The organism is Exiguobacterium sp. s11 (assembly GCF_018619015.1).
GTDB classification, from domain to species: domain Bacteria; phylum Bacillota; class Bacilli; order Exiguobacteriales; family Exiguobacteriaceae; genus Exiguobacterium_A; species Exiguobacterium_A indicum.
In genome coordinates, this window is the sequence record NZ_JACSNF010000001.1 from 1,051,115 (window position 1) to 1,073,067 (window position 21,953).

At 49.8% G+C, this 21,953-nt stretch carries 20 protein-coding genes; 1 reads left to right on the top strand and 19 read right to left on the bottom strand.

What is annotated here, in order from left to right; translation table 11 throughout:
- Positions 1–50: 50 nt before the first annotated feature.
- From KNQ12_RS05715 to hprK, 11 genes are all read right to left on the bottom strand, one after another.
- Positions 51–287 (bottom strand): hypothetical protein, encoded by a 237-nt coding sequence (locus tag KNQ12_RS05715; protein ID WP_023469221.1) that lies wholly within the window; start codon positions 285–287, stop codon positions 51–53.
- Between the two features lie 82 nt (positions 288–369).
- Positions 370–1,326, bottom strand: a complete 957-nt coding sequence (gene whiA, locus KNQ12_RS05720; protein WP_023469222.1) for a DNA-binding protein WhiA — start codon at positions 1,324–1,326, stop codon at positions 370–372.
- The gene (locus KNQ12_RS05725; protein ID WP_023469223.1) at positions 1,323–2,321 is read right to left on the bottom strand and encodes a gluconeogenesis factor YvcK family protein; all 999 of its coding nucleotides are present in this window, start codon (positions 2,319–2,321) and stop codon (positions 1,323–1,325) included. The genes whiA and KNQ12_RS05725 overlap by 4 nt, the downstream gene beginning before the upstream one ends.
- Positions 2,321–3,190, bottom strand: a complete 870-nt coding sequence (gene rapZ / locus KNQ12_RS05730) for an RNase adapter RapZ (RefSeq protein ID WP_023469224.1) — start codon at positions 3,188–3,190, stop codon at positions 2,321–2,323. The genes KNQ12_RS05725 and rapZ overlap by 1 nt, the downstream gene beginning before the upstream one ends.
- Positions 3,191–3,301: 111 nt before the next feature.
- Positions 3,302–4,264: a thioredoxin-disulfide reductase gene (trxB, locus tag KNQ12_RS05735; protein ID WP_023469225.1), complete on the bottom strand. Its 963-nt coding sequence runs from the start codon at positions 4,262–4,264 to the stop codon at positions 3,302–3,304.
- 61 nt (positions 4,265–4,325) lie between these two features.
- Positions 4,326–5,810 (bottom strand): tetratricopeptide repeat protein, encoded by a 1,485-nt coding sequence (locus KNQ12_RS05740; RefSeq protein ID WP_214746701.1) that lies wholly within the window; start codon positions 5,808–5,810, stop codon positions 4,326–4,328.
- 96 nt (positions 5,811–5,906) lie between these two features.
- Positions 5,907–6,287 (bottom strand): sporulation phosphorelay system protein KapB, encoded by a 381-nt coding sequence (gene kapB / locus KNQ12_RS05745; protein WP_023469227.1) that lies wholly within the window; start codon positions 6,285–6,287, stop codon positions 5,907–5,909.
- A gap of 30 nt (positions 6,288–6,317) precedes the next feature.
- The gene (locus KNQ12_RS05750) at positions 6,318–6,800 is read right to left on the bottom strand and encodes an acyltransferase (protein ID WP_035396297.1); all 483 of its coding nucleotides are present in this window, start codon (positions 6,798–6,800) and stop codon (positions 6,318–6,320) included.
- Positions 6,784–7,440 (bottom strand): pyrophosphatase PpaX, encoded by a 657-nt coding sequence (ppaX, locus tag KNQ12_RS05755; RefSeq protein ID WP_214746704.1) that lies wholly within the window; start codon positions 7,438–7,440, stop codon positions 6,784–6,786. Before ppaX ends, KNQ12_RS05750 begins: the two co-directional genes overlap by 17 nt.
- 3 nt (positions 7,441–7,443) lie before the next feature.
- Positions 7,444–8,277: a prolipoprotein diacylglyceryl transferase gene (lgt, locus tag KNQ12_RS05760; RefSeq protein WP_023469230.1), complete on the bottom strand. Its 834-nt coding sequence runs from the start codon at positions 8,275–8,277 to the stop codon at positions 7,444–7,446.
- Positions 8,277–9,212, bottom strand: a complete 936-nt coding sequence (gene hprK / locus KNQ12_RS05765; protein WP_035396292.1) for an HPr(Ser) kinase/phosphatase — start codon at positions 9,210–9,212, stop codon at positions 8,277–8,279. The genes lgt and hprK overlap by 1 nt, the downstream gene beginning before the upstream one ends.
- 126 nt (positions 9,213–9,338) lie before the next feature.
- On the opposite strand from hprK, the gene KNQ12_RS05770 reads away from it, so the two are divergent.
- Entirely contained in the window at positions 9,339–9,722 is a 384-nt protein-coding gene (locus KNQ12_RS05770; RefSeq protein WP_023469232.1) for a hypothetical protein, read from the top strand.
- Between the two features lie 248 nt (positions 9,723–9,970).
- Here the strand turns inward: KNQ12_RS05770 and KNQ12_RS05775 are convergent, their stop codons facing one another.
- From KNQ12_RS05775 to ftsE, 8 genes are all read right to left on the bottom strand, one after another.
- Positions 9,971–11,080, bottom strand: a complete 1,110-nt coding sequence (locus KNQ12_RS05775; RefSeq protein WP_214746707.1) for a DUF4097 family beta strand repeat-containing protein — start codon at positions 11,078–11,080, stop codon at positions 9,971–9,973.
- Positions 11,081–11,180: 100 nt separating this feature from the next.
- A complete protein-coding gene (gene uvrA / locus KNQ12_RS05780; protein ID WP_035396286.1) occupies positions 11,181–14,036 on the bottom strand; it encodes an excinuclease ABC subunit UvrA in 2,856 nt (951 codons plus the stop codon).
- Position 14,037: 1 nt separating this feature from the next.
- The gene (uvrB, locus tag KNQ12_RS05785) at positions 14,038–16,005 is read right to left on the bottom strand and encodes an excinuclease ABC subunit UvrB (RefSeq protein ID WP_023469235.1); all 1,968 of its coding nucleotides are present in this window, start codon (positions 16,003–16,005) and stop codon (positions 14,038–14,040) included.
- Positions 16,006–16,210: 205 nt separating this feature from the next.
- Positions 16,211–17,374, bottom strand: a complete 1,164-nt coding sequence (locus tag KNQ12_RS05790; protein WP_058264665.1) for a PDZ domain-containing protein — start codon at positions 17,372–17,374, stop codon at positions 16,211–16,213.
- Positions 17,375–17,396: 22 nt separating this feature from the next.
- A complete protein-coding gene (locus KNQ12_RS05795) occupies positions 17,397–18,821 on the bottom strand; it encodes a S41 family peptidase (RefSeq protein ID WP_214746710.1) in 1,425 nt (474 codons plus the stop codon).
- Positions 18,822–18,915: 94 nt separating this feature from the next.
- Positions 18,916–20,316: a M23 family metallopeptidase gene (locus KNQ12_RS05800; protein WP_214746712.1), complete on the bottom strand. Its 1,401-nt coding sequence runs from the start codon at positions 20,314–20,316 to the stop codon at positions 18,916–18,918.
- 40 nt (positions 20,317–20,356) lie between these two features.
- Positions 20,357–21,256, bottom strand: coding sequence for a permease-like cell division protein FtsX (gene ftsX / locus KNQ12_RS05805; protein ID WP_023469239.1), 900 nt, complete (start codon positions 21,254–21,256; stop codon positions 20,357–20,359).
- On the bottom strand, positions 21,246–21,932 hold the full coding sequence (gene ftsE, locus KNQ12_RS05810) for a cell division ATP-binding protein FtsE (protein ID WP_023469240.1): 687 nt from the start codon (positions 21,930–21,932) through the stop codon (positions 21,246–21,248). The genes ftsX and ftsE overlap by 11 nt, the downstream gene beginning before the upstream one ends.
- Between the last annotated feature and the right edge of the window lie 21 nt (positions 21,933–21,953).

Genomic DNA, 21,953 nt, shown 5'->3' on the forward strand with positions numbered 1-21,953 from the left:
CTGCATACAACAAAAAACCTCCCGTTCCTTGTAGAACGAGAGGTCGATGATCAGTCGATCAAGTCTGTGATATCTGAAACGATGTCGTGGTTTTCACGAATCAGCGAGTAGATCGCGTTCGCATGTGGCGAAAGCTCTTCTTCTGCTTGTAATTGTTTCAGGAATAAAGATGTTGCGAACGCAACGAGTGTGCTTTTCGGTACACCGATTGATTTTGCTTTTTTCGTTAATACTTCGTCAAACTTCGCGTCTACAGTGAGCGAAATACGTTTCTTTTCGTTAGCCATTTCAAAAACTCCTTAATTCGAACATTTAGTTGCATCGACTATATATTATAGTAGACTATGGTTCATCTCGCAAGCGACCCTCTTATAAGGCCCCTGTCATCGACTCTCCATTCCGTACTTTTTCAGCGATTTGATCAATCTTCCGCAACCGGTGATTGATTCCTGATTTTGAGATGGAGCCGCTTTCGACCATCTCCCCGAGCTCTTGTAACGTCACGTCTTGATGTGTCACGCGCAAGATCGCGATCTCCTTCAGCTTATCCGGTAAGACGTCAAGACCGACCGTCCGCTCAAGGAACTTGATGTTCTCGACTTGGCGTAATGCCGCACCGACCGTCTTGTTGAGGTTCGCTGTCTCACAGTTGACGAGACGGTTGACCGAGTTACGCATGTCTTTTAAGATCCGTACGTCCTCGAACCGTAGCATCGATTGTGTCGCATCGACGAGCTTGAGAAAATCGGAAATCTTTTCGCTCTCTTTGATATAAAGGATATGCCCTTTTTTTCGTTCAATCGCCTTCGCGTTTAAATCAAAGACGTTCGATAGACCGCGGAGCGCCGCATTATGTTCTTCATATAAACTGAAGATCTCTAAGTGATACGACGACGTCGCCGGATTGTTGAGCGAACCTCCGGCGAGGAATGCTCCTCGTAAATACGCACGCGCTTTTCGTTCATCGTTTAAAATCGTGTCACTGATCGAACGAATCATCGTGAACCCTTCCCCTAAAATTCCGAGGTCTTGCAAAATCTTGTCCGCCTGTTGCTTAACACGGACGATATAGACATTATTCTTTTTCAGACGCATTTTTTTCCGCACGAGCAGATCGAGATGGACACCATATGCTTTCTTCAAAAGCGAATAGATCCGACGGGCAATCGAGGCATTCTCGGTCGAGATATCGAGTGTCAGACCCCGTCCGAGACCGAACGAGATTGCACCGTTCATCCGGGCGAGCGCCGCGAGTTCCGCCTTCATCTCGTGATCGGTGATCGGAATCTGCGTTAATTCTTTTTTGACTTCTGAGGCAAAGCTCATGTCAGCTCCTCCTTCCCTTCGAGTTGACGCATCCGACGAATCGATAGTACTTTTCGCATGACGAGGCTAGCGACCGCATCTGAGTCATGGCGAATGAAATGATGATTGTAGTCGACGATATCATCTGCCAGCACTTCGACGCCTGCGAGCTCGAATTGTTTTTCATTATAGGTGACGATGTCGGCATGATCCTTTTGATACTTTTTCAAGTAACCGGCATCGATTGACTCATTATTGACGATGATCGTATCGACGACGCCTTGACCGAGAAAACGTTCGAGCGTCGATAAATGCTCGTTGGCAGTGAACGCCGTCGTCTCGCCTGGTTGTGTCATGACGTTACAAATATAGACGACTGGAGCCAGCGATTGCTGAATCGCTTCCCGGATCTCATCAATCAAGACGTTCGGGATGATACTCGTATAGAGACTTCCTGGTCCAAGGACGATCACATCAGCATCAAGAATTGCTTGAATCGCTTCTGGTACCGGACGGACGTCTTGTTCCTCAAGGAAGATTCGTTCAATCTTCTTACCGACCGTTGGAATCAGTGACTCTCCTTTAACGATCGTCCCGTCCTCGAACTCGGCACATAACGTAATTGTCCGTTCCGTCGCCGGATAGACTTTTCCTTCTGCGTTCAACAATTGTCCCATGACACCGATCGCTTCGACGAACGAACCGTTACAGAGTTGTGTCGCTGCCGTCAGCATCAAGTTGCCGAGCGAATGCCCATGCAATCCTTCGCCGGTCTCAAACCGGTACTGCATAATCCGGTCCATCAAGGTTTCCGATTTCGACAAGGAGACGATGACATTGCGAATATCGCCAGGCGGCAACATATTAAACTCCGTCCGCAGACGACCAGAACTGCCGCCGTCATCCGCGACCGTGACGATCGCTGTAATGTCGAGCGGGTAATGCTTCAGTCCACGAAGAAGCGTCGAGAGTCCTGTCCCGCCACCAATGGCGACGACTTTACGTTCCCATTTCATCACTTCTCCTCCTTCGCATGCACATAATCCCGGTGGTTCGTCTCAATGTGATACTGCGTCGCGAATTCCTTGCTGATGGCTTCCGCGAACGTAATCGACCGGTGTTTCCCGCCCGTACAACCGAGAGCGATCACGAGTTGCGACTTCCCTTCCCGCTCGTATTGCGGAATCAGGAACTCGAGTAGATCAACGAGTTTTTTATAGAACAACTTTGCTTCCGGCCACTGCATGACGTATGATGCGACTTCCTCATCGAGTCCTGTCTTTGGACGCAGTTCCGGAATGTAGAACGGATTCGGTAAGAACCGGAGGTCAAAGACAAGATCGGCATCAAGCGGTAAGCCATGTTTGAAGCCAAACGACATGACGTTGACCGTAAACGGAATCCGCTCTCCTGTCGTAAACTCTTTCAACAAACGTTCTTTTAGCGCAAGCGGTTTGATGTCACTCGTATCGATCAGCATTTGTGCTTTATCACGGAATCCTTCAAGTAACGTCCGCTCGCGTTCAATCCCAGTCAGTGGTGAGTCAGTCGGTGCAAGCGGATGCGAACGACGCGATTCTTTGTAGCGGCGTACGAGAACATCGTTACGCGCATCGAGATAGAGCATCCGCGTTTGTAAGTTCGTCTTTTTCAAATCCTCATAAACGACAAAAAAACTATCAATGAAATCACGCGCACGTGTATCGATGGCAACGGCGATTTTAGGACGCACTTGTCCGATGACTTCGATGAGTTGTGGCAATAACGTCGGTGGTAGATTGTCAACGCAAAAATAGCCTAAATCCTCAAAGCTGTTCATTGCGACTGTCTTACCAGCCCCACTCATACCCGTAATGATCACAAGTTGCGGTTGATTCTGTTCCATCTTTTCGCCCTCCAGACAACAGTTCCGTGTGTATTTTTCGCTTCTTTCTCAGTATATCATAAAAAAAGAGCCAGCCTCACTGAAGGTACCTTCAATGAAACTGGTTCGTTATTACGCGTGTGAGGATTCTTGTAATTCTTCAAGTAACGCTTCGATGAAGTGTTGCGCGTTTTGCGCGGCAATCGAACCATCGTTTGTCGCTGTAACGACTTGACGCAATGTCTTTTCACGAACGTCACCAGCAGCAAAGATGCCTTTGATGTTTGTTTCCATCGCTTCGTTTGTTACGACGTAGCCTTGGTCGTTCAAGATACCGAGGTCCTGGACATAACCAGTGATCGGGTTCATCCCGATGTAGATGAAGACCCCATCGATCGGATGCGTCGTCACATCAGCTGTTTTTGTATTGATCAGCTCGATACCGCCGACTTTCCCGTCTTGTTCGTTGATCTGTTTAACCGTATGGTTCCAGATAAAGTCGATTTTTGGGTTGTCGAACGCACGTTTTTGAAGAATCTTTTGAGCGCGAAGCTCATCACGACGGTGAACGATCGTGACTTTTTTCGCGAAGCGTGTCAAGTAGACGCCTTCTTCCACCGCAGAGTCGCCTCCACCGATGACGAAGAGTTCTTTTTCTTTAAAGAACGCGCCATCACAGACAGCACAGTACGAGACACCGCGACCGCCGAGCTCTTCTTCACCCGGTACGCCGATTTTCTTATATTGTGCACCAGACGCGATGATGATCGCCCGTGCGTAGTAATCTTTGTTGTGTGCATGAATCGTTTTGTATGCTTTACCGTCTTCGATGCTTCGAACGTCTCCGTACGCATATTCTGCGCCGAATGCTTTCGAGTGGTCGAACATTTTTTGCGAGAGATCTGGTCCGAGGATGCTATCGTATCCTGGGTAGTTCTCGATATCTTCTGTGTTCGCCATTTGACCGCCCGGAATCCCGCGTTCGATCATCAATGTCGAAAGGTTCGCACGTGATGCATAAAGTGCGGCTGTCATCCCAGCAGGTCCTGCCCCGATGATGATGACGTCATAAATTTTTTGTTCTGTTTCCGCCATGATTCCACCCCATTTATCGTAATCGTTGTAATTTGAGTATAGGTGAGAATCCCCTAAACGTCTAACACTTTGCTTGTAGCGGTGCCAGCATCCGTTCATGTGTCCGGATCATCGATGCGACGTGATCAAACGAACAATCGACGAGTGATGCACATTCCTCGATCAACATCCCGTCCCGTAAATCATGGAACAGATAAAGCAGTGATGCAGCGGATGCTTCAATCGAATCGAACGATTCTCCGCTTAAGACGAGCTGTGCGAAGCGTTCATAAAAATCCCCTTCAAGACTCATCCGTTCTTCGTCTGAAACGAATCGTTCCGCAAGACGGATCGTCTGCAATGCCCGGTGAATGCGTTCATCCACGACATCAGTCCGTCCTTCCATCTCGATGACAATCTGTTCCGTCAATAACAGGACGTCTTCCTGGTCTGTCACTTCTGGCATCATCGACAATGCAAGCCGTGCTTCAGCATCGTTTAGTTTACCAAGGAGAAGTGCCGTGAAGATCCGCGAGACATCATCTTCCGTCTTCAGCGCTTGGATGAGTGCCGAGCGAAACTGCAGGTTGTGGCGAATGTCATACGTATCCGTCTCTTCCTTTAACGCTTGTGCTTCGTCCGACTTCAAGAAAGCGGCTGCTTCTTCGACGTGTCCTGTCTTATAGGCAGAGATTGATAACCAGTGCCCAAAGAGTGGGTCTCCCCGGTAACCGCGACGCTCAAGCAACTTCAACTCTTCATAGGCGATATCGTATCGTCCGATGATCGCAAGCGTTGATGCGACCTTATAACGTGTCTCAAGGTGCACGGAACGAACGTGTTCGAGCTGACGGGAGAGACGATGCGCCTCTTCGTCCTGACCCATCTCGTGTAACAAGACGAGCGTGTTACAAAGGGCATGCAAATTCCCCGGATTCCCTTCAAGGACCCGTTCAAGGGAAGCGAATGCCCGATCGTTCTCTCCTAAATAGAACTCGACGATCGCGAGGTTGTTGTAGGCAGGCCAGAACGTCGGGTACTGGGCAATCAGTCCCGTCAACGTCTCCTGTGCCGCGAACAGCATTCCCTTATCGATCTGGCGTTGTGCCTGACCGTGCAGACGAATCAATTCGTCCTCTTCGTCGTCTTCCATCTCTTGTTCGAGATCAATCAGTTCCACGAGTGCGGCCGATGCCTCCGCGTGTTTGCCGTTTGGTGCTTGCTCTAAATATTCCATCGCATGTTGTCGCGCTTCTTCGTAAAGTGAGACGTGTGCGTAGTTATTCGCTAAATAAAAGAGTGCTTCCGTATTTGATGCGTCGAGTGCGCGTACTTGTTTCAAGACATCATTCGCATGATTGATTTCTCCTGTCTCGAATAAGACACGGGCATAACGGAGCAAATAACGGATGTCCGCTGGCTGAAGTGTCGTCGCCTCATCTAAATGATAGACGGCTTCGTCCAGTCGCCCTTCCCGGTGCGCCTTCCGTCCGCGGAAATAAAAAAGTTCCGCTTGGCGCGCTGTTATCGCAAAGGGGTCTGCTTTGTATTTGGTTAATTCCATCATGATTCAAGCCCCCATAAATAGTAAACTGGTTTCGTAGTTGCAGACACAAGAATACCCTATCTCTAGGAGGCATGCAACAGAAAAAAACGCCGGAGTTCATCCCCAGCGTTTCGCATAAATCGATTCCAGTTCTTTGTAATTCTCTAAGCATTTTCGTACAAAAGCATCCGTCTCTGGATTCAGTCCTTCAAGACGTGCCACGTCCTTGTCATATGCCTGCCGTAAGCTCGTCGCATAATCGGGAATCTCTCCGTCATACGCATAAACGACTGCGGGCGAAACCGTGATCTTTTCGTGCTTATGCAAGGCGGTCCGGATATGGAAGAGTGGAACATCGACTTGGTTCGGTTGGTGAAGATCTCCTTGAACGGGATGCTTCTCAACAGCCAACACCTCAACGACGAGACCTTGTGGACGTTCGGCGAATAATCTTCCGAAATACTTTCCTGTCTTATACGTAAAGCGGATGTGCGTCATCTTTTTTCCTTCTTCCTTCTCACAGTTTTGTCACATTTCGTGCCGGCGAAGCGGCTGACTCGAGACGCGTTCATTCGGCGCAATATCCCGGTGAACGACCGATCCGGCACCAACGACAGCACCATCTCCGATCGTTACGCCCGGTAGGATTGTCACGTTTGCACCGATCAAGACGTTGCTTCCGATGACGACGTCACCTAAACGGTACTCCGTCGTCAAATATTCATGACAGAGAATCGTCGTATTGAAGCCGATGATCGTATTATCACCAATCGTGATCCGCTCCGGAAACATCGTGTCCGGCATCACCATCAAGGCAAGTGCCGTCTTCTCCCCGATCTTCATCCGAAGACATGTCCGGTAGAGTGCGTTCTTAAAACGTAGCGACGGAGCAAACCGACCAATCGTGATGATCGTAAAGCACCACATCACTTTAAAGAACGACACCGTCCGGTACATGTGCCAGAGTGGATTCGTAGTCCCGACCTGAAACCGATCAGTTCGCCGTGCCATTTTGTTCCTCCAGCCAAGCAGCGAGATGATCCATCGAATTAATGATGACGTCCGGCTCGAGGGCTTCTAAGTACGCGCGTCCTTTGATCGCCCAACCGACCGCGACCGTCTTCAGTCCCGCGTTCTTACCACCGAGAATATCCGTATCGTTGTCACCGACCATGATCGTTTCGTCTGCCGTTGATCCAAGCAACTGCATCGCCTTTTCGAACGGCTCGACGGCTGGTTTTTCTTCCGTTACGTCGTCGGCTGCGATGACGGCGTCAAAGAGTGACGTCAGTCCGAACAACTCGATGCCGCGAAGAGCGACACGACGACTCTTCGACGTCACGACCGCCATCTTGTAGCCTGCTTCATGCAGACGACGTAATCCGTCAAGCACACCCGGATACTCGAGCACGAGCGCGTCATGCATCGCAATGTTGTAGCTGCGGTAAAAAGCGACCATCTCTTTCCACTGTTCCGCATTCATCGCTGAGAATGATTTTTCTAGCGTCGGACCGATGAACGGAAGCAATTCCGCTTCCGTGAACGTCCGGTCCGGATAATAGTAGCTGAGCGTATGCTCGAAGCTTTTTAAGATCAATGGATTCGTGTCGATCAACGTGCCATCTAAGTCAAACAGTAGCGTGCGAATCATCGATTACTTCGCCTCCTTTTTCGAACCGTCCAAGTAACGAACGGCGTTGCGGCGAACGACCATCATGATCACACCGAAGATGATCAGACAGATTGAGACGATTTGCGCTGTCCGGAGTCCATCCCCCATCATCAGACTGTCCGTCCGGAGTCCTTCAATATAAAAGCGTCCGATTGAATACCACACGAGGTAACCGAGGAAGACATATCCACGACGTGGATTGAACTTCATCCGCCAGACGATCAACAGAATGACACCGATGATGTTCCAGATGCTTTCATAGAGAAACGTCGGTAGGTAGTACGTCCCGTCGATGTACATCTGGTTAACGATCCAGTTCGGTAAGTGCAGCGTATCTTGTAAGTACGACCATGTCGTTTCGCCACCGTGTGCTTCTTGGTTGAAGAAGTTACCCCAGCGTCCGACGGCTTGTCCGAACAAGAGGGATGGTGCCAAGATATCAGCGATTTGCCAGAACGAGATCTTTTTCTTACGCGTATAGATAATGACCGTCAAAATCGCACCGATGATCGCACCGTGAATCGCGATCCCACCTTGGCGGATATTGATGATTTGGTCAAGATGTTGACTATAGTAGTTCCACTCGAACGCGACGTAGTAAATCCGGGCACAGATGATACTGATCGGAATCGACCAGATGACGACATCGACCGCATACTCTTCGTTGAAGCCGATTCGCTTCGACTCGAAGATTGCGATCAGGAGACCGACGACCGCACCGAGTGCGATGACGATGCCGTACCAGTAAATCGGTACAGGACCGAGTTCAATCGCCACGCGGTCAAACGTTGGTTGTACAGAGGCTAAAGTTCCCATCAAAGACCACCATTCCCATCTTCAATTGCTTGCGCGAGACGTCCCGCGAATTCTTCTGCTGTGTTGATGCCCATGTTCTTCAGACGATAGTTCATCGCTGCGACTTCGATGATGACAGCAAGGTTTCGTCCGGGACGAACCGGAATCGTCAGGAACGGAATTTCCGTATCGATGATTTGGAGTGTCTCTTGGTCCAGACCGACGCGGTCATAGACTTTCGATTGATCCCAAATCTCGAGGTTACAGACGAGGCTGATCTTCTTATGCGAGCGAACCGCACCTGCACCGAACAACGTCATCACATCGATGATCCCGATTCCACGAATCTCAAGCAGATGTTGAATCAACTTCGGTGCTGTCCCAACGAGAATCCCGTCACCAGTTTGACGAATCTCAACTGAGTCATCTGCCACTAGGCGGTGACCTCGCTTAACGAGTTCGAGTGCCGTTTCCGATTTACCGACACCACTTGCCCCTTTGATGAAGACACCGACACCATAGATATCGACGAGGACACCATGCATCGCTGTCGTTGGTGCAAGTTCCGCTTCGAGGAAGTTCGTGATCTGTGACTCGACCGATGTCGTATGCCCTTTTGTCGTCAACAGTGGCACGTTCGTCTCGTCCGCGGCTTGGATGATCGCTTCCGGTACTTCGAATCCACGTGTGATCAAGATACCAGGTGTTTCATCCGTACAGAGGACATTCGCTCGTTCGCGTTGTTCCTCGTACGTTAAATTATTGAAGAACGTCAATTCTGTTTTTCCGAGAATCTGGAGACGTTCTGCCGGGTAATAGGCATAATAACCGGCAAGCACAAGGCCAGGTCGGCACAAATCAGCCGTCAGAATCGGACGATGTAAGCCCTCTTCTCCCGTGACGATGTGGAGATTGAATTGTTTTACGATTTCAGCTGTTCGCACTTTTGGTTGCACGCTTCGTCAGCCCCTTTCACTTGAAGTATTGTACCATATTTTTATTCGATTCATGGAATTGGATTAGAAGCATGATTTCTTGGGAATGGAATAAAGAGTTAATATTTTGAAGGAGGTTTTGCCGTGATGTCAGGCGGTGGTATCGGATTGATTTTAGTCATTATCTTATTTGCGGTTCTAGCGATTGCTGGTTTCGTCTACCTCATCATCTCACTGATTGATATGTGGAAAGCGTATTCGCGTAATCAAGATCAAACAGCTCTTTTATTCTTCATCATCTCGATCATCGGAATCTTCATCAGTGGTTCATTTATTTCCTACGTCCTCGCGATCATCTTCTATTGGAATCGCGCACGCGGAAAGAGTTGGCTCGGAATCGGTCTGATTCTCGTTTCGATCGTTCTTGCAATCATCGGTGTCATTGCCTTACTCTCGTTTGGTTACGATATGAATAATATCGAGAACATGAACTTCGACGAGCCGATGATGGATCAGGATTACGATTATTGATGTAGGAACTACACCCATCTTCTTATGAGGATGGGTGTTTTTGTCTATGCAGCTGACGAAGCTCCGCTCGCGTGACTCCTACAGGAAAAAGCGCGGTCATCCGCGCTGTCAGAGACAAACGAGACCCGGCTACTCGTTCCTAGAACGACGTAGCCGCGGCTTGTGTCTCGCCTGAGGAAAGCACGCAAAGCGGATGCGACGTCATAAGAAAAGCGCAACCTCTTTTTCAAGAAGTTGCGCTGGTATGCTTATAACGCTTGTGGACTGAGGTGAACACCGTGCGTGACCGAAATCGTACCTGTCTTCGTATCGGCTTCGACCTCAATTTTTGGTGAACGACCGCGACCTGATACGAAATGGAGCTTCCGGTTGACGATTTCTTTTTGATCCCGGATCAATTCCATATCATCGAGGTTGCAGTTGAGACCACCGAAGTTCGTCTCAAGCTCCCCGTAGACTTCAGCGCCGTGCGGCAACATCAAAGCGATGCTTCCGGCAAGCGATGACGCTTTGACTTTCGCATTTTGCACGGTCTTCAGCTCGCAGCGGACGTTTCCGTTCGCCGTTTTTAGTTCTGAACGTTCGAAGACACCTGTCGTGATGATTTGTCCATTGGCTGTCTTCGCTTTCAAGACTTTTAACTCCGACTCTTCGATTTCGATCGAACCGTTCGCTGTCGATACTTTGACATCCTCACTGAACAAATCACGAACGTTGACTCGACCGTTTGCTGTCATCAGTTGAGCAGATGTCGTATCGAGTGACGCCAACGAAATTTCCCCGTTCAGCGTCTGTAAGACGAATGATTCGTAATGACGGCGCGGAACTTTGAGATGGACTGTCGCACGGACACTCTTATCCTTCAAACGGATGGAGAGTGTGTTCGCTGAGACCGCATGTTGAACAGCGGCTTGAAGTTGCTCAAGCGCCTGTTCTTCCGTCACCTGTTGGCGGCGGAGTGGACGTCCCGTCACCGTTAATTCGCATTCTTCGAGATCACTCGGTTCAACGACCAAGTTCGCATTGAACAAATCGACGTGCACGGTCTCACCGCTGAACGGGAATTGTTTGACGTAGGTGACGTTCGGACCGGACGCCTGATTAAGCGAAAGATCACTGTCCTTGATCCGGCTGACGAGATTATCGAACGCTGACATGACTTTCGTCGTCAGCGAATCGACGGAATACTGGTCGACCCGATCATATTGTTCTGGTTCATCGACGTACTTATGTTCACTGGCAGAAGTTGCACGTTCGTCGATCGCTTCGAGCCGCTCGAGTTTATCGAGTGCCTCATCAATCGTTAACTTTCCTTCTTTGACTTGCTCCAATATCAATTGACGCATATCTTGCTTCATGAACCGTTCCCTCCTATTCTTGAACCTCAAACGTGTGTTACATGATACTTTCGTTTAAGTTCCCTTAGTTCCTTCCTACGAATCCTCATCCACAAAAGTTTCACGATTCAATTCGTGCCGCATCGCGTTCAAGGACAGGTGCGAGGTATCGTCCCGTGTAGGATGCTTCAACTTCAGCGATGTGTTCTGGTGTACCGGCAGCAACGATCGTTCCGCCACCGTCGCCACCTTCAGGTCCAAGATCAATCAAGTAGTCGGCCGTCTTGATGACGTCCAAGTTGTGTTCGATGACGAGTACCGTATCGCCATTGTCGACAAGACGTTGCAACACTTTCAGGAGACGCGCGATATCATGGACGTGAAGCCCTGTCGTCGGCTCATCGAGAATATAGATCGTCTTCCCAGTCGAGCGTTTATGCAACTCGGACGCCAGTTTAACACGTTGCGCTTCCCCGCCGGACAGTTCCGTCGCGGGTTGACCGAGACGCATGTACGTCAGACCGACGTCAGCGATCGTCTGCAGTTTCCGCGTGATCTTCGGAATGTTCTCAAAGAAGGCAAGGGCATCTTCAACCGTCATCTCAAGCACGTCGGCAATCGTTTTGCCTTTATATTTCACTTCGAGTGTTTCGCGGTTGTAGCGTTTTCCGTGACAGACTTCACACGGGACATAGACGTCCGGTAAGAAGTGCATCTCAATCTTGATGATCCCGTCACCACGACACGCTTCACAGCGTCCACCCTTGATGTTGAAACTGAAACGTCCTTTTTTGTAACCACGGAGTTTCGCTTCGTTCGTCGAAGCAAAAACGTCCCGAATGTCATCGAAGACACCGGTATACGTTGCCGGGTTCGAACGCGGTGTCCGACCGATTGGTGACTGGTCGATATCGATGACCTTATCGATTTGATCAAGACCCGTGATCCCTTTATGAGCACCCGGTTTTTCTTTCGCCCGGTTCATCTCGTGCGCGATCGTCTTATAAAGAATTTCATTGATCAACGTCGATTTCCCGGAGCCCGAGACACCGGTGACGGCGACGAACAGACCAAGCGGAATGTCGACATCGACGTTCTTCAGGTTGTTTTCCGATGCTTTGTGGATATGGAGCATCCGACCGTCTGGCTCTTTGCGTGTTGACGGAACAGGAATGAACTTCTTCCCGGACAAGTATTGACCAGTCAACGAGTTCGCATCCTGCATCAACTCTTCCGGTTTCCCGGCTGCCGTGACGAATCCACCGTGATCGCCAGCTCCAGGTCCGATATCGATCAAGTAGTCGGCTGCCATCATCGTGTCTTCATCGTGTTCGACGACGATCAACGTGTTGCCGAGATCACGCATCGCCTTCAGCGTATTGATCAGACGATCATTATCGCGTTGGTGTAAGCCAATCGATGGTTCATCGAGAACATAGAGGACGCCCGTCAGACGCGAACCAATTTGTGTCGCAAGACGAATCCGTTGCGCTTCTCCACCGGATAACGTCCCCGCTGCGCGTGAGATCGTCAGGTAATCGAGACCGACGTTCTCAAGGAACGACGCCCGTTCGTGAATCTCACGGACGATCATCCGCGAAATCGTCTGATCCTTCTCACTTAATTTCTCCGGCAGTTCGTCGAAGAACATGACCGCTTGTTTGACAGACATCTTCGTCACTTCACCAATATGGTGGTCAGATACTTTGACGGCGAGCGATTCCCGTTTCAAGCGATGTCCTTTACACGTCGGACATGCTTTCTTCGCCATGTAGCCTTCCATCTGTTCCCGGATATAATCAGACGATGTCTCCTTGAAGCGACGCTGTAAGTTATTGAGGACCCCTTCGAAGTAGAGATTCGTATTTCGGACCATCCCGAAGTCGTTCTCATACCGGAAGTGGATCTCTTCCTTCGTGTTTCCGTTCAAGATCGTTTCACGGTGTTCTTCTGACAACTGTTCGAATGGTGTATCCATATCGATCTTAAAGTGGTCACAGACCGCTTTGAGCAATTGTGGATAATACTGCGAGCTTGTCGGTTCCCACGCTACGATTGCCCCTTCGTTCAATGACTTATCAGGATGCGGCACGACGAGATCAACATCGACCTCAAGCTTCGTTCCGAGACCGTCACATGACGTACAAGCACCAAACGGTGAGTTGAACGAGAACATCCGTGGTTCGAGTTCGCCGATCGAAAAGCCACAGATCGGACAAGCATGATGTTCACTGAACAACAATTCGTTGCCATCCATCGTATCGACGATGACCCGACCGTCCGCGAGGCGAAGTGCAGTCTCCAGTGAATCCGCAAGACGGGCTTCGACATCTGGTCGCACGACGACACGGTCGACGACGACTTCGATCGAGTGTTTCTTGTTTTTCTCAAGCGTGATCTCTTCGGCGAGATCCATCGTCTCTCCGTTGACACGGACGCGGACGAAGCCTTCCTTCTTCAAATCGTCAAGCACCTTGACGTGCGTTCCTTTACGTCCGGAAACGATTGGCGCGAGAATTTGCAGGCGCGTCCGCTCCGGTAACTCCATCACTTGGTCGACCATCTGACTGATCGTCTGACTCGAAATCTCGATTCCGTGATTCGGACAAATCGGTTTACCGATCCGTGCGTACAAGAGACGCAAATAGTCATAAATCTCTGTGACCGTTCCGACCGTCGAACGTGGGTTTTTACTCGTCGTCTTCTGGTCGATTGAAATTGCCGGACTCAGTCCTTCGATCGTGTCGACATCCGGTTTATCCATCTGTCCGAGGAACTGACGAGCATAGGCTGATAAACTTTCGACATAACGTCGTTGTCCTTCCGCGTAAATCGTGTCGAAGGCAAGCGACGATTTCCCTGACCCGGACAAGCCCGTCAAGACGACGAGCTGATCGCGGGGGATTTCGACATCGATGTTTTGTAGATTATTGACGCGAGCGCCTTTGATGATAATCTGATTCTTCTTTTCTCCCAACTTAGGCACCTGCTTTCAATTCTAATATGAGGTCGCGGAGCTCAGCAGCTCGTTCGAACTGCATGTCTTTCGCCGCTTGACGCATCTCTTGGTCGAGCTGTTCAAGCAACGTTTCGCGCTCCGGTTTTTTGAGTTTGTTGAACTTCTCGAGTTTTTCGACGGTGTCGTCGCTCTCGATCGTCGTACTGATGACACCACGGACGTCCTTTTTGATCGTCTGCGGCGTGATGCCATGTTCTTCGTTGAACGCCATCTGGATTGCGCGACGGCGTTCCGTCTCATCGATTGCGCGTTGCATCGAATCGGTGACTTTATCAGCAAACAAGATGACGTGTCCTTCCGAGTTCCGCGCCGCCCGACCAATCGTTTGAATCAGCGAACGGTCCGAACGGAGGAAACCTTCCTTATCGGCATCAAGAATCGTCACGAGTGAGACTTCCGGAATATCGAGTCCTTCTCGTAATAAGTTGATCCCGACGAGGACATCGTATTTCCCCAGCCGCAAGTCACGGATGATTTCAATCCGTTCCAGCGTCTTGATCTCCGAGTGCATGTAGTTGACCTTGACGCCATTCTCTTTCAAGTAATCGGTCAAATCTTCTGCCATCTTCTTCGTCAGTGTCGTCACGAGAACACGTTCGTTCTTCGCGACCCGGTCACGGATGTTATCCATCAAGTAATCGATTTGTCCTGTGATCGGATGAATCTCGATCGTTGGATCAACGAGACCGGTCGGACGGATGATTTGCTCGACCATCTCTTTCGAATGTTCGAGTTCATACGGTCCTGGTGTCGCCGAGATATAGATCGCCTGACTGACTTTTTCCTCGAACTCCTCGAATCGTAACGGACGGTTGTCTTTTGCCGACGGAAGACGGAAGCCGTGATCGACGAGGACTTGTTTCCGCGCCTGGTCCCCGTTATACATCCCGCGAATTTGCGGCAATGTGACGTGTGACTCATCGGCAACGAGTAAGAAGTCTTTCGGGAAGTAATCGAGCAACGTATACGGTGTTGCCCCTTCCGGCATCAAGTTCAAGTGACGCGAGTAGTTCTCGATTCCGGAGCAATAGCCCATCTCACGCATCATCTCAAGGTCGTAGTTCGTCCGTTGTTCGAGCCGTTGCGCTTCGAGCAACTGATTGTCTTCACGCAACTTCGCAAGCTGGACCTCTAGTTCCTTCTCGATGTTCGCGATCGCCTTCTGCAGACGAGTATCCCCCGTCACGAAGTGGGACGCCGGGAAGATCGAGATGTGCTCGCGATCCGCGACGATCTCACCTGTCAGCGGATCCATGTCACGAATCCGTTCGATCTCGTCACCGAAGAACTCGACCCGGACACACTGTTCGTCGCGTGACGCCGGGAAGATTTCGACGACGTCTCCGCGGACGCGGAACCGTCCGCGCTGGAAGTCGATGTCGTTACGCTCATACTGGATGTCAATCAGACGACGGAGCATCTCGTTTCGCCCCATCTCATTGCCGACACGCAAGGATAAGACGTGGTTGTTATACTCTTCCGGGTTACCGAGACCATAGATACACGAAACAGAAGCAACGATCAAGACGTCCTCCCGTTCGAACAGGGCGGACGTCGCCGAGTGACGTAGTTTATCAATCTCATCGTTGATCGAAGAGTCCTTCTCAATGAACGTATCCGTCGACGGCACATACGCTTCCGGTTGATAATAATCATAAAAACTAACGAAGTATTCGACCGCATTGTTCGGGAAGAATTCCTTGAACTCCGAGTAGAGTTGCCCCGCTAGTGTTTTGTTGTGGGCAAGGACGAGCGTTGGTTTCTTGATTTCCTTGATGACGTTCGAGACCGTGAACGTCTTCCCGGTACCGGTCGCCCCAAGCAACGTCTGATGTCGTTCGCCTTGTTTTAGCCCAGTCACCAATTTTTCGATTGCCGTCGGCTGATCACCGCCTGGCTCAAATGGTGAAACGAGTTCAAAATCCATCGTTTGCTTCCCCCTCATCAAGTAAAAAATCTATTTTTATTGTACCACTTTACGAACAAACATTCGATTATGAAGTGCTCCTTTTAGGAAGTTACCCTTTTTTTCGAAAATGCAAAAGTTTCTTTTTGCTTCGAGTGTTGACCCTCGATTTTTCTGCCGACAAAAAAATCCCTGTCACGGCTGTTCCGTGACAGGGATTTACTCGTTAATGCAAGGACCGCACTTTAGTGCGACCATGGACCGGCTCGTTGACGAACAGGATACCAAGTTCATGATGATCTTGTTCATAGAAGGCACGTTGCGCAAACCGGATGTCGCCGTTATGGTTCATGACTTCAAGACGCAGATACGGTTTGTGTTTTTGGATCGCTTCGTAGAACGATGCTTCCGAATCGACTTTTTCGCCGTTGACCTTGTAGATGGCTTCACCCGGAATCAAGCCCATCTCAGCAGCCGGTTTATCAGGTAGCGTTCCGAGAATGACGGCACCACGCGTTCCATTGAGGAACAATGGTGTTTGCGCCCGGTTCAAGCGTTTGACCCGCTGATGCAATAAGATATGCAGGACGAGCAACAAGACGATTCCGTACAGCCATTCAGCTTGTCCGGTGACGTATGCAAGAACCGTCAATAGAATCGCGACGAGACTCGTGATCAAACGTCCTTGAACGAGCGGACGCATCAATTCTTTCGGCAACTTACCCGTAAAGAGGAAGCTGAAGCCGATCGGTAACCAAAGCACGATCGGAACGAGCTCTGGGAAGCTGTAACGTGGCCACCAAGCTTCAAGCACGTCGCCCGGAACAAAGACGAGCAAGGGCAATAGCCAAAGTTTATTCGCTGACAGCCCACCGATGAAGCGACCACGCTTCGAGACGACCAGTGACGGTGACAGGCGTCGTTGCCCGCGCCACCAGACGAGGAGACATTCCGCGACGAGCGTTAACGTCGCAAGCAATAAAATCATTTGCGGATCAACCGCTCGAACCGGATCAAGACGTGCATCCATTAGAAACCAGCCGGCAAGTCCAAGCAAGACGATCGGCCAAAGCGGTACGTTCAAGCGGACGATCCCGACCAACAGCAGGACGCTCGAGAGTCCGAGTAACAACAGAGCGTATTGCGGCGTCAGCGTCAATCCGAGCCAGCCGCTGACGACGGATAAGACGAGACCAATTAGTAACCCGGGTAAAAGTGTTTCGAGGACATCGCTTCGTTTACCGTGTGTCCGGGAGCGAAATAGTCCACGTTCCCGTTTGACACGCCGGATGCCGATGACCCAACTGACAAGGAGTGCTAACCACAAGGTCGGACTGGCGATGAGACTAATCGCGGTCCAACCAATTTCATCGAGTAATTCCACGCGCATTCAGACCTCTTTCCATTCCTTATTATTGAGCAGCGACCTCGAGTGCTTTTTTCCGCTGGACGTCATTCTTATCGTCCTCGAGTTTCTTCAGGAGACGCGTCTCCATCTCACCCGCTGTCTGCTGATCGATTTTTCCAGTGACATCAAGCTTCGCATCCTTTTGCAAGGCTTCGACGGCTTGCTTCATCGTGTCACCGAAATACCCATTTTGTCCTTTTGGCTCGTAACCGATTGCTTCGAGGACGAGGTGAGCATTTTCGACTGATTTTCCATAATCGCCGACTGTGAGTGACTTTTGATCAGTCAGGATCTTCGTGACGTTGAAGTACGCCGGTTGCTTGACTTCAATCGTCGGCTTAACGCCTTTTTTATGAATCCAGTTGCCGTCCGGTGTCAGCCATTTGTTCGTCGTTAACTTCAAATCGCTACCGTCCTTCAAGTCATAGGCACTTTGGACGATACCTTTACCGAACGATTTCGTACCGACGACCTCAGCCCCGGCACCTTCCTTCAGACCGGCTGCCAAAATCTCGGACGCGGACGCTGATCCGCCGTCTTCGAGCACGACGATGTTATACGGTTTCTTCTCGTCTGCCTTCCCGAATTCCTGCTGACGCTCTCCCTTATTGTTCTCGACTTGATAAATCGGAACGTCCTTCGGAATGAACGGTGCAATCATGCTTGAGACAGCCGTCAAAAGACCGCCCGGATTTCCGCGAACGTCGATGACGAGTCCATCGATATTCTGACTCTCGAGTTTCGCGAGCCCCTTCTCGAACTCTTTAGCCGTCGGTTCTGAGAACTGCGTCACTTGCAAGACACCAATCTTCTTCCCGTTGACGTCTTCGGTCGACGTATAGACCGTCTCGATCGGAATCGTATCCCGTTTGATCGTGATGTCCATCGCGTCTTGACCACTGCGTTGAATCGTCAGGACGACGTTCGTTCCTTTTTCACCACGGATTTTCTTGACCGCCTGATCCGTCTTTTGCCCTTTCGTCGACTTGCTGTCGATTTCTAAGATGACGTCACCCGGTTTGATCCCGGCTTTTTCAGCGGGTGATCCTTTGATTGGTGAGACGATGACGATCGACTCGCCTTTTTGTTCCAGTGTCGCACCGATCCCTTCAAATGAAGACGATAGATTCGTATTGAACGATGCTGTCTCCGACTCATCCATATAGACGGAATACGGATCGTCAAGCACTTCCGCCATACCGGATAATGCACCGTCCAGCAGTTCTTTATCCGTTACGTCCTCTAGATAGTTCTGTTCGATCATTTGACGGACCTGATCAACTTTTTTCCAATCACCCGTCGCATTCGCAGACGACGATGACGTCGAGACAGAATCCGTTCCGCCCGCCGCTAACATCCCGACGGCGCCTGCCCCTAAACCAAGCCCGAAGGTACTGACCGCGATGACTGCTGTTGTAGATTTTTTCACGCTTGATTCCCCACTTCCGTTAAAAAACGCCTTATTTTTTTCAGTATAGCAAAAAAAGATAGGTTACCCTATCTTTTCAGTATTCTATGGGATGTCAAAAGATGTACGGTGCCGGATCGACTGCATTGGGTTGACCGGCAGCCCACTCTCCCTTATGCAATTCGAAATGCAGATGCGGTCCTGTCGACCAGCCGGTTGATCCAAGTGTGCCGACGGTTTGACCTGGCATGACCGTTTGACCGGCTTTGACATCGGTTGACTCCAAGTGGGCATAAACGGTCGTATAGACCTGATCATCAATTAAGTGAGTCACCATGACGACATTGCCATACCCCGTCGCACTGCCTGCACGTAAAACAATTCCTCCGGCTGCCGCATGAATCGGCGTCCCTTTCGCATTGACGAGATCGATCCCCTTATGGATCTCCGGCTTTCCAGTCAACGGATTGTTTCGTGGACCGAACGGTGATGAGACATATCCTTGCACCGGTAAATGAAATGGGCGATTCGAATCGACGTCTGCTGGTGTATCAGGTGTTTCAGAAGGTACTTCGACTTCAGGGACGGGTGGCTTCGTTTTCTCAGCATCCGCTTTCTCAGCATCCGCTTCCTGTTGTTTCGCTGCAGCAGCACGCGCAGCTTCTGCTTGCCGTTTGGCTTCTGCTACTCGCTTCGCTTCGGCTTGACGTGCTACCTCGATTGCCCGTCGCTTTGCTTCTTCTTTTGCTTTTCGTTCTGCTTCTTTCAGTGCAGCCAGTTCATTTTGAATCAACTGTCGCTGATCAGCGAGAATTTCTGCTTCTTCAGCTTTTGAGAACTGCTCTTGTTGCAACGCTTTTACCTTCGTGTTCAACCGGACGACCAGCTTTCGCTTCAACTCCGATTCCGCGATGATTTGCGTCTGAAGGACAAGTAATTTCCGTTGCTCCCGCTTCAGACTCTCGAGCAACAACGCTTGCTCGGATCGCTGTTCGTTCAACTGGCTGACGTTCGTCTTATATGTTTGCAGGACATCATCATCTTGCTTCATGATCTCACTGACTGTGCTGAAGCGCGAAATCAAATCACCGAAGTCTTTCGCGTCAAGCAAGACCTCGATGTAGGTAACGTCTCCTTTTTGCTGGACGGCACGTAAGCGACTGCCTAGTAAATCTTCTTGTTGATGTAATTCCTTCAACGTTTCGGAAATGGCTTCTTCCGTCAGACGTAATCGTTCCTTAGATGCAACAACAGCCGCTTGTTGATCGGCTATCTTACGCGCTAAATCATCCAAACGGCTGTTGACTTCATCCAGTTGCGCACGGGCTTCCTTGCGCTGCTGTTTCGTCAAGATCAACTTCTCTGATGTCTGATTCTGTGATCGTTCCGTCTCTTTTAGACGGCTTTCGACCTCCTGTTGTTCCTTCAACAAATCTTCTTTCGACGTGGCATGAACGGACACGCTAGTTCCAATCAAAGCTAAGCTCAGGACGACAGAATAGAATCGGACTTTCATGAGAAGCATCTCTCCTCTATTTTATTTTTAAATGAATCGATTAAATCTTCAAGAAACGACCGAGTGACGTTGTCGATCCCCAGACACCGATAAATGCACCGAGACCGAGTAAGATTAAGACGACCTCTAGTGATAATTGTCCTGGCGGAATCAGTGAGAAGATTCCTTCGTTAATCGTTGCCAGTTGAGGTTGAATCACATTATACGAGGCTTCATAACCAAAGTAGACAACGACAATTGGGATGATTGCACCCAATATCCCCATCAACAACCCTTCAACGAAGAACGGTGCACGGATGAATCCGTTTTTCGCTCCTACGAGACGCATGATCTCGATTTCCCGACGACGGGAGAAGATCGTGACTTTGATCGTATTCGAAATGAGGAACATCGCCATGAACGTCAAACCGACGATCAGGATGATTCCACCGATCCGAACTCCTTCAAGGAAGTTAAACATCTTTTTAACATAGTCCTTACCATATTCGACACTATCTATATTTTCCATTTTATTGATGGAATTTGCAAGTGTTTCTGTCTCTTTTGGTGAGGTAGCTTTGACGATGTATCGATCGTGAAGCGGGTTATCTTTTTCAACAGACCGATACGCTTGTGAACCTTCGCCAAGTTGCTCCTTGAAGCGGTCCAGTTCTTCTTCTTTCGAACTATAACGGACAGAGGCGACACCCGGTAATTGCTTCAATGAATCGCCAACTGAATCAATTTTTGCTTGGTCTGCTTCCCGTTCAACAAAGACTTGGATTTCGACATCTTTTTCGACGTTATCAGAAATCTTGTTGACGTTGAACATGAGCATTGCGAATATTCCTACGAGAAGTAGTGTGACGGTAACGGCACTGACTGAAGCGAATGTCATCCAGCCGTTCCGGACGAGACCTTTTGCCCCTTCCCGTAAATGACGGAATCCATTAAACTTCATAGCCGTACATTCCTTTCTCTTCGTCTCGGACGATTTTTCCACCGTCGATCGCTAAGACACGATGACGCATCTTGTTGACGATGTCTCGGTTGTGTGTCGCCATTACGACCGTTGTCCCACGGCGATAGATCTCTTCGAACACTTCCATGATCTCCCATGCAGTATCCGGGTCCAAGTTTCCTGTCGGTTCATCGGCGATGACGAGTGACGGACGGTTGACGATGGCTCTCGCGATCGAGATTCGTTGTTGTTCGCCCCCAGATAATTCATCCGGATAGTTCCGTTCCTTATGCTTGAGCTTGACGAGATCGAGTACCTCGAGCACCTTCTGGCGGATTTGTGACTTGTCTTCTCCTACGACCTCTAATGCGAAGGCGACATTTTCATAAACCGTCAATGACGGGAGTAGTTTGAAATCTTGGAAGATGACGCCGATTTGGCGACGAAGTTCGGGGATTTGACGGTTCTTCAACTTACCGACTTCGATTCCTTTAAATAAAAATGAACCGCTCGTTGGTTTCTCTTCGCGGTACATCATTTTCATGAATGTTGACTTACCCGCACCCGACGGACCGACGATATAGACGAATTCGCCTTGATCAATCGTCAAATCGACCTCACGGAGTGCCGTGACGCCGTTCGGATAAATCTTACTGATTCGTTGCATCTTGATCACGTACTTCACATCCTTATTTAT